Below are 7,244 nucleotides of genomic sequence, written 5' to 3'. Positions count from 1 at the left end.
GGATATTTCCGGGCAAGGGCTCCCTCAATTCGAGCGCCCAGGCCGAGACATTTCCTGTCGCGGGCGGGGCGGGAACCTGGTGGTGAAAATCTGACGCCTGGTACCCAATGCGGATACCTGTTCGGAGCTTCTGCGGAAGTTCGCTCGCGGGCGGCCCAACTCACGCGCATAACCCGACGCTCGCGGTTCCACTGCCTGACGTCTGCTTCGCGCCTCATATCGGTCGGTGCGCACGCTCGACCTGAACCCTCAAAGCGGACATCGCTTGCGGCGACGCCTTGAGCGGCGTTGCGTCATAACCCGACGTTGCAAATCTCGTGCCGCTCAAATTGATGACGCAACTTTTGCCGGAGGTTCGACCCGGGGATTTAAGCGGTGCAGAAACTGTTCCGAAAACTTCCGAAACGTCTAATATGCCCACATGCAGGGGACTCGCATCACTTTTGGTCCGTTCGTACTCGATCCCGACATCGGTACGCTCCTAAAAGAGCAGATCCCGATCGCTGTTGGGCATCGTGGGCTGACGCTGCTTGCTGCGCTCACGGCACGGCCCGGTGAAATCCTGACCAAGGCCGAGTTGATGGACGCTGCCTGGCCGGGTACCGCCGTTGAGGAAGGCAACCTTACCGTCCAAATCGCGACACTAAGAAAGGCACTCGGTCGGGCTGACAACGGCGGCGAGTGGATCGCCACGGTGCCTCGCGTTGGCTACCGCTTCACCGGGACTGTCGAGCCGGTGGCGAGCGCATCCCCCAGACCGGTGGCACCGTCCGGCAAACCGTCGATTGCGGTGCTGCCTTTTGCCAACTTGAGCGGCGATCAGGACCAGCAGTATCTCAGCGACGGCATAACCGAGGACATAATTACGGAGCTGGCTAGGTTCCGCTCCCTCCTCGTCATCGCACGCAATTCATCTTTTCAGTTTCGCCATCCGGCATCGGACATTGCCGAAGTCCATCGCAAACTCGGGGTTCGCTACGTCGTCGAAGGCAGCATACGGAAGCTCGGCGGTCGCATTCGGATCACCACACAGTTGATTGACGCCGCCACCGGCGCCCACCTGTGGGTCCAACGGTACGACCGGACTCTCGACGACATCTTCGCATTGCAAGACGAGGTTGCGGCTCTTATCGCCTCGATAGTCGAAGGCCAAGCGGAAGCCGATTCGGCGAGCCGGACCAGCCGCAAGCCTCCGGCCGATTGGGATGCATACGACTACTACCTGCAGGGGCGCGCGCACTTCTACCGATATGAACTGGACAAGTCCGAGCCCCTCTTCGTCCGGTGTGTCGAGCTCGATTCAACGTTCGCTCAAGGCCACGCCTTCCTCGCGCAGGCCCTCGTCGGCAGATTTTGGTACGACAACGATCGGCGGACGCTACAGAAGGCCTGGGACTCGGCAGGAACGGCGCTCGCTCTCGACAGGAGTGATGGCGTCTGTCACCAGAGCATGGGCCTGGTGCTTACGCACATGCGCCAGCACAGCGATGCGGGAGTGCATTTCGAGCGAGCGCGCTCGTTGAACCCGCTGGACGTGAACATAGCGGGGGACTACGCAAGCTGGCTCAACTACGGCGGACGGGCCGAGGCGGCGCTGAACGTGCTCGAGACTGCGCACCTGCGCGACCCGTTACCTCCGATATGGTTCTGGGAGGTGAAGGGCAGCTCCCTCTTCCTGCTTGGAAGGTACTCGGAAGCCGTCCGTTCGTATCAGAAGGCCGGCGACCAGTTCTTCATTCATGCCTTCCTCGCAGCGTCGTATGCACATTTGGGCGAGACGGAGAAGGCGCGCGCTGAAGTCGAGGAAGCACTGACGAGGAAACGCGACCTGACTGTCCGGCTCATTTCAGGTCTCCCATTCGCCGACCAAGTCGCCCTTGAGCTTTTCACGTCAGGCTTCCGAAAGGCCGGTTTTTCCGCGTGAACGCACCTTCAGTTGGGTTGGCTGTTAGATCGTCAAGACGAGCACCAAGGGGTGGATTCCTGCCTGTCCGCTTCTGATTGCGAAGCTGGCAAAGCGGTCATTGAGGTGCGGGTTCACTCCCGCTCAGGCAGCGGCGGGCCTGCGTCTAGCCAGCATGAGTCGGACGATCTGGACCAGATTCAGCAGCATGAAGAACACGTTCCAGGCCACCACGTTGAGCATGGGTACCGGCTGGCTGTAGAAGTAGACCGCGAGGCATGTTGCTGCGGTCACGGTCAGGATGCGGAGGCGCAGCATGTCCATCGTGAAGTAGGCCGTTACGTAGAGAATGTTCGCTGCGTTGATAAGGATTTCCATTTTACGTCACTCGTTGAGGGCGGTCCGGCGAAGGGCGGCGCCCGGCTGGCCCGGGCGTCGCGTTTCGTCAGTCGCCGCCGAATTCGGACTTGAAGGTTGCGAAGTCGACCTGCATCCCGTTGAGGTAGGTGCTCCAGTGCCGCACATAGGCCGCCTGCGCGACCGCCTCGGCGACCTCCTCGTCGGTCGCACCGGCAACCTTGGCGAACTTGGTCTCGAGCCAGATGCAGTACTCGCACGGGATCTGCGCCGCCACGGCGAGCCCGATCAGCGACTTCACCTTCGGCTCCAGCTTGTTGGATGGATCGATCACCAGCCCCTTGGTCATTGCCCAGGCGCCGGCGACGGCCGCTGGCGGGTAGGACTTGAAGTGGCCCGGCACGACGCCGAACGTTGCCTCGATGTCCTGGAAGGTCTGCTGGCGCCTCGGCTGCTCTTGTGCCGTAGCAAACGATACGGCACCCATCAGCGTTGCCGCGGCCAGTGCCGCGATTGCGAAATTCATTCTCATTGTCGTTTTCCTTGTTCGGTTGATCGAAGGGAAAGAGTTGCCGTCATCGCGCGCCCTTCACGTGCGAAGCCGGGGGCCACCCGGGTCTTGGACCGGGCGGTGTCTGGAATGGAGTGGCGAGGTGGAACGGTTAGCGAGCGGGCTTTGTCATGTGGCTGCGCACGACGCGGTCGATGTCGCCTCGTGATATGCCGATGTCCTTGAGCTGTGCATCGGAGAATCCGTCCAGCCTCCCGGCGTCGCGGCGGGCGCGGCTCCTGGAGAGAAGGGCCTCGAAGGCGGTCGGCGCCAGTGCAAAGAGGTTACGCATGGGGTGTCTTCTTTCTGTGGTAGGGAGAATGAGGCGCCTCAGCGCCGCACCTCGAAGATGAGGTTGAAGGGGGTTTCGGCGGCGCGGCGGAAATGCGTGAAGCCGGCCTTGCGGAATACTTCGGCCAGGCGCGCCTGGCCCGCCTGGGCTCCGAGCACCAAGTGGCCGCCCTCGGAGATGGCATGCGCGGTGCAGATCATCGTCGAGGCCGAATAGTAGAGCTGGGCAACCGGCGTCAGGTTGTCCTTGACGTGATCATGCGCAAACGGCTCGACCAGCAGGACCGTGCCGCCCGGTGCAAGCGTCCTCGCAGCATGGCGGGCGGCAGCGACCGGGTCTCCAAGATCGTGCAGGATGTCGAAAAAGCAGATCAGGCCATATTGCCCGTCGGCATAATCGTCGGCCCGGGCAAGCGCATATTCGACCCGGTCCGACACACCCGCCGCCCCGACATTGCGGCGAGCCGCATCGAGCGAGCCTGAGTGCGTATCGAAGCCGTGGAAGCGAGAGTTGGGGAACGCCTCGGCCATCAGCAGCGTCGAGTGGCCATAGCCGCAGCCAACGTCGGCAACCGCGATGCCTGCCTCCAACTGCTCGATCACGCCATCTAGCGCCGGCAGCCATTGCGGCACGAGGGCCGCGCGGTAGCCATTGCGGAAGAAGGCGGCCGAGCCGCAGGACAGCCGCTCGTCATGCTCGCCCCAGGCGATGCCCTTGCCGGTGCGGAAAGCCTCCAGCGCCTTCGGCTCGTCAGCCCACATCGACGCCGGCACATTCCAGGCGTGCGGGATGAAGACGGGGCTGTCCTCGTTCGCTAGAACCATCGCCTGCTCCGGTAGGAGTTCGTAGGTGTCGCTCAGCTCGTGATAGGCTACGTAGCCGCCGGCGGCCTGAGCGTTCAGCCATTCGGACACGTAGCGGTCAGCGCAGTCGGCCCGCGTGGCGATTTCCTTGGCGCTCAGCGGACCGGCGCCGGCCATCGCCCTGTAAAGCCCGAGCTTGCTGCCGAGACTAATCATGACCCCGGTGTAGCCGGCGGTAACATCGCCCATGGCGCGGGTGGCGAAAGCTTCAAGCCTTGCCTGATCGATCTTTGGTGTATCCAGCATCTTGCTGTTCCTTCACTTGAGTTAGTTGTGTTTGGGAGCGGCTGTGGTGTAGGTCGTTGGGCAGGCTGCGCGACAGAGCCGCTATCGCCCGCAATCGGTCCATTCGTGCCAAGTCGGGCGTTTTCTCGTGGCGCGGAGCGAAAGGTTGTGATGATGGAACCGGCGAAACGGAATCGACCGCCACAGCTGCAGGTCTGCATCGTCGCGTTGCCGGATGCCGCGATCTCGACGCTGGCTGGCATCTACGATGTCATGAACGGGATTTCGACGATGGGGATCGCAACCCCAGGTGCTGAACACCCCTTCAAAATTGAGATCGTCGGCGAGAAGGTGGGACCTTTGCGACTTGCCAGTGGTGTACCCATCGACGTGCAGCATGCGATCGACGACATCGCTGCCTGCGACATCCTCATCGTGCCGTCGATCATGCTGAGGCACGGCGGATGGGTGACGGGCCGCTACCCGGTTCTGGTCGACTGGATCAGGCGCATGCACGATGGCGGCGCACGGCTGTGCTCGGCCTGTTCAGGCGTTTTCCTTCTGGCGGAGACAGGCCTGTTCGACGGGCGCGACGCGACCGTCCATTTCGGCTACGCGAACCAGTTCGCCGCCTGCTATCCCGACGTGCCGATTCACCCCGAACGCGTGCTGGTGATTTCCGGCCTGCGCGAGGATCTGATCAGTTCGGGTGCGTCCAACACCTGGCACGACATGGTGCTCTATCTGATCGCCCATCATGTCGGCGCCACTGTCGCCCAGGAAGTCGCGCGAATGTTCGCGCTGCAATGGCATCAGGACGGGCTAGCGCCCTATATGATCTTCGAGGGCCGCAACGACCACGGCGACGCCGAGATCAACAACGCGCAGGAATGGCTGGCGACCAACTTCTCGATCGCCAACCCGGTCGAGGAGATGATCAAGCGCTCGAAACTCGCCGAGCGCACCTTCAAGCGCCGCTTCGCCGACGCGACGGGCATCGCGCCGCTCGCCTACGTCCAACGCCTGCGGATCGAGGACGCCAAGCGCCGTCTGGAGCGCACCGGTTCGGCCGTCGATGAGATCAGCTGGCGCGTCGGCTACGAAGACGCCGCCTTCTTTCGCCGCCTGTTCAAGCGCACCACGGGCATGACTCCGGGTGCTTACCGACGGCGTTTTCAGATACCGGATTTCGCTCGCGGATAGGCGGGAATGCTCGCCGAAGCAGGTCGGGAGTCGCGAATTGGATCGACTACGTTGCTCGAGAGGACGGATTGCTGCAAATCGCTGTTTCCAATCTGCATCCTTGGAGCGCCGAGTTTCCATTCCCTGCGAAGAACTGTCTGTCTATGGCCGCCGATCCGCCGCGCGCCATTTCGAATGGCGGCATTCGGGTCGCGGGCAAGTCAGGCCGAACGACCGCAATGGGGTCGGCTGTTGAATGTCAGCTATCCGGTGAGTTCCACTCAGAACCGATCAGGCCGGCATCGGCCCCACTCAAGACATTCGCCTTGTTGTCACCAAGCGTTCGCTCCTGATTTTCACCACTAGATAAGATCGGCTTTGGCGAGGTCGCGCATCAGATGGCTGGCGCCGTAGGTCCAGTGCGGGCAATCGGGCGACAGCCGCACGCGGTTGACCAGGGCGCCGAATTTCTCCGACGAGATGGTGACGATGTCGCCGACCTTGTGCGTAAAACCCTTGCCCTTTTCGCCGCGATCCTTCGATGGCACGAACATGGTGCCGAGATAGAGCGCCAGGCCGTCGGGATATTGGTGATGTGGCCCCATCGCGGCCGCGACCAGCTCTTCGGGCGAGCGGCTGATCTCCGCCATCGAACTGGCGCCTTCCAGCGAAAACCCGTCCTCGCCCTCGACCTTCAGGCGCACGATGGCCTGCTTCACGTCGTCGATGGAAAATGTCGCGTCGAACAGCCGGATGAATGGTCCAAGCGAGGCCGAGGCGTTGTTGTCCTTGGCCTTGCCGAGCAGCAGAGCCGAACGTCCTTCGACGTCGCGCAGATTGACGTCGTTGCCGATCGTGGCGCCGACGATCCTGCCGCTGCTGGCCGCGATCATCGCGATCTCGGGTTCGGGATTGTTCCATGTCGACACCGGATGCAGGCCGACATCGGCGCCGAAGCCAACCGACGCCATCGGCTGGCACTTGGTGAAGATCTCGGCGTCCGGGCCGATGCCCACTTCCAGATATTGCGACCAGGCGCCGCGCGCGATCAGCTTGGCCTTGATCTCCATCGCCTCCGGCGAACCGGGCTTGAGCTTCGACAGATCATGGCCGATCAAGCCGGCAATGTCGGCGCGAATGGCGTCGGCCTTCTCCGCCGAGCCGCGCGCCTGCTCCTCGATCACGCGTTCGAGCAGGGATACGACGAAGGTGACGCCCGACGCCTTCACCGCTTGCAGGTCGACCGGAGAGAGCAGGTATGGCTTTGCAGGATCGCGCGCGGCCTGGAAACTGTTGGCGGCGATCGCGTCCAGCGAGCCGACCGCTCTGCCCTTGGCCGAGTGCACATATCCGGCGGGATCCGGCATCTCGCAGATGTCGCGTACGGTCGGCGCGGCGCTCGACGTGATGTCGAAGACCGTGCCGTCGCGCACCGTGACCACCAGCGGATGCGACGCGTCGCTCGTCCTGGCGCGGCCGATGAAGAGGCCCTCGTCGGGCAGGAGAGTGGTGTTCGTCATGACTTGCGGTCCTCTGCGGTCTTGTTCTGCTGCAACGGTCGTCGGCGCCGGACCGATGGTTCTTCAAAAAGCCCGGCCAGCGGCGGCGGCACTTTCAACAAATTCCCGCCAAAGGTCTATCCCGTTCCTCGCAATCGGCGGCGGAGCGTTGATTGTTTCCGTTACCGGGCTGTTTCTCAAGGACACGGCAGCGGTTCATGCTCCACTAGGCATGCTGCTCATAGTTGCGTCGCTCGCGTTGTTGGCCGCAATTTTTGCCGCCCTTGTCGAAAGGCGCGATCTTTGAGACTTGGCGGTCGTCATCGGGCCGAATGATTGCATTCAACACTCATCGCGGGTGAGAACTGTGCTC

General features: G+C 62.6%; 8 protein-coding genes. 3 read left to right on the top strand and 5 right to left on the bottom strand.

Annotation, left to right across the window (positions count from 1 at the left end):
- Nucleotides 1-421 precede the first annotated feature (421 nt).
- Nucleotides 422-1,924, top strand: a complete 1,503-nt coding sequence (locus tag CN311_RS01075; RefSeq protein ID WP_097571592.1) for a winged helix-turn-helix domain-containing tetratricopeptide repeat protein — start codon at nucleotides 422-424, stop codon at nucleotides 1,922-1,924.
- Nucleotides 1,925-2,047: 123 nt separating this feature from the next.
- On the opposite strand, the gene CN311_RS01070 is transcribed toward CN311_RS01075, so the two are convergent.
- From CN311_RS01070 to CN311_RS01055, 4 genes are all read right to left on the bottom strand, one after another.
- Complete coding sequence (locus tag CN311_RS01070; RefSeq protein WP_097571591.1) at nucleotides 2,048-2,281, bottom strand: hypothetical protein; 234 nt, start codon at nucleotides 2,279-2,281, stop codon at nucleotides 2,048-2,050.
- 67 nt (nucleotides 2,282-2,348) lie between these two features.
- Nucleotides 2,349-2,792: a carboxymuconolactone decarboxylase family protein gene (locus CN311_RS01065; RefSeq protein ID WP_097571590.1), complete on the bottom strand. Its 444-nt coding sequence runs from the start codon at nucleotides 2,790-2,792 to the stop codon at nucleotides 2,349-2,351.
- 130 nt (nucleotides 2,793-2,922) lie between these two features.
- A complete protein-coding gene (locus tag CN311_RS01060; protein WP_097571589.1) occupies nucleotides 2,923-3,102 on the bottom strand; it encodes a YjiS-like domain-containing protein in 180 nt (59 codons plus the stop codon).
- A gap of 38 nt (nucleotides 3,103-3,140) precedes the next feature.
- The gene (locus CN311_RS01055; protein ID WP_097571588.1) at nucleotides 3,141-4,211 is read right to left on the bottom strand and encodes a class I SAM-dependent methyltransferase; all 1,071 of its coding nucleotides are present in this window, start codon (nucleotides 4,209-4,211) and stop codon (nucleotides 3,141-3,143) included.
- Between the two features lie 150 nt (nucleotides 4,212-4,361).
- Between CN311_RS01055 and CN311_RS01050 the strand changes: the two genes are divergently transcribed.
- Nucleotides 4,362-5,393 carry a GlxA family transcriptional regulator gene (locus tag CN311_RS01050; protein WP_097571587.1) on the top strand — a complete coding sequence of 344 codons (1,032 nt, stop codon included), beginning with the start codon at nucleotides 4,362-4,364 and terminating at the stop codon, nucleotides 5,391-5,393.
- 341 nt (nucleotides 5,394-5,734) lie between these two features.
- On the opposite strand, the gene CN311_RS01045 is transcribed toward CN311_RS01050, so the two are convergent.
- Nucleotides 5,735-6,892, bottom strand: coding sequence for a fumarylacetoacetate hydrolase family protein (locus CN311_RS01045; RefSeq protein ID WP_097571586.1), 1,158 nt, complete (start codon nucleotides 6,890-6,892; stop codon nucleotides 5,735-5,737).
- Here CN311_RS01045 and CN311_RS32135 point away from each other — a divergent pair.
- Nucleotides 6,882-7,178 (top strand): hypothetical protein, encoded by a 297-nt coding sequence (locus CN311_RS32135; protein WP_133117115.1) that lies wholly within the window; start codon nucleotides 6,882-6,884, stop codon nucleotides 7,176-7,178. The genes CN311_RS01045 and CN311_RS32135 overlap by 11 nt on opposite strands.
- Nucleotides 7,179-7,244: the final 66 nt, after the last annotated feature.

This window comes from Mesorhizobium sanjuanii, from assembly GCF_002529485.1.
Lineage (GTDB): Bacteria > Pseudomonadota > Alphaproteobacteria > Rhizobiales > Rhizobiaceae > Mesorhizobium > Mesorhizobium sanjuanii.
The sequence above is the reverse complement of the archived record's forward strand: the minus strand, read 5'-3'. Positions and strand labels throughout refer to the sequence as shown.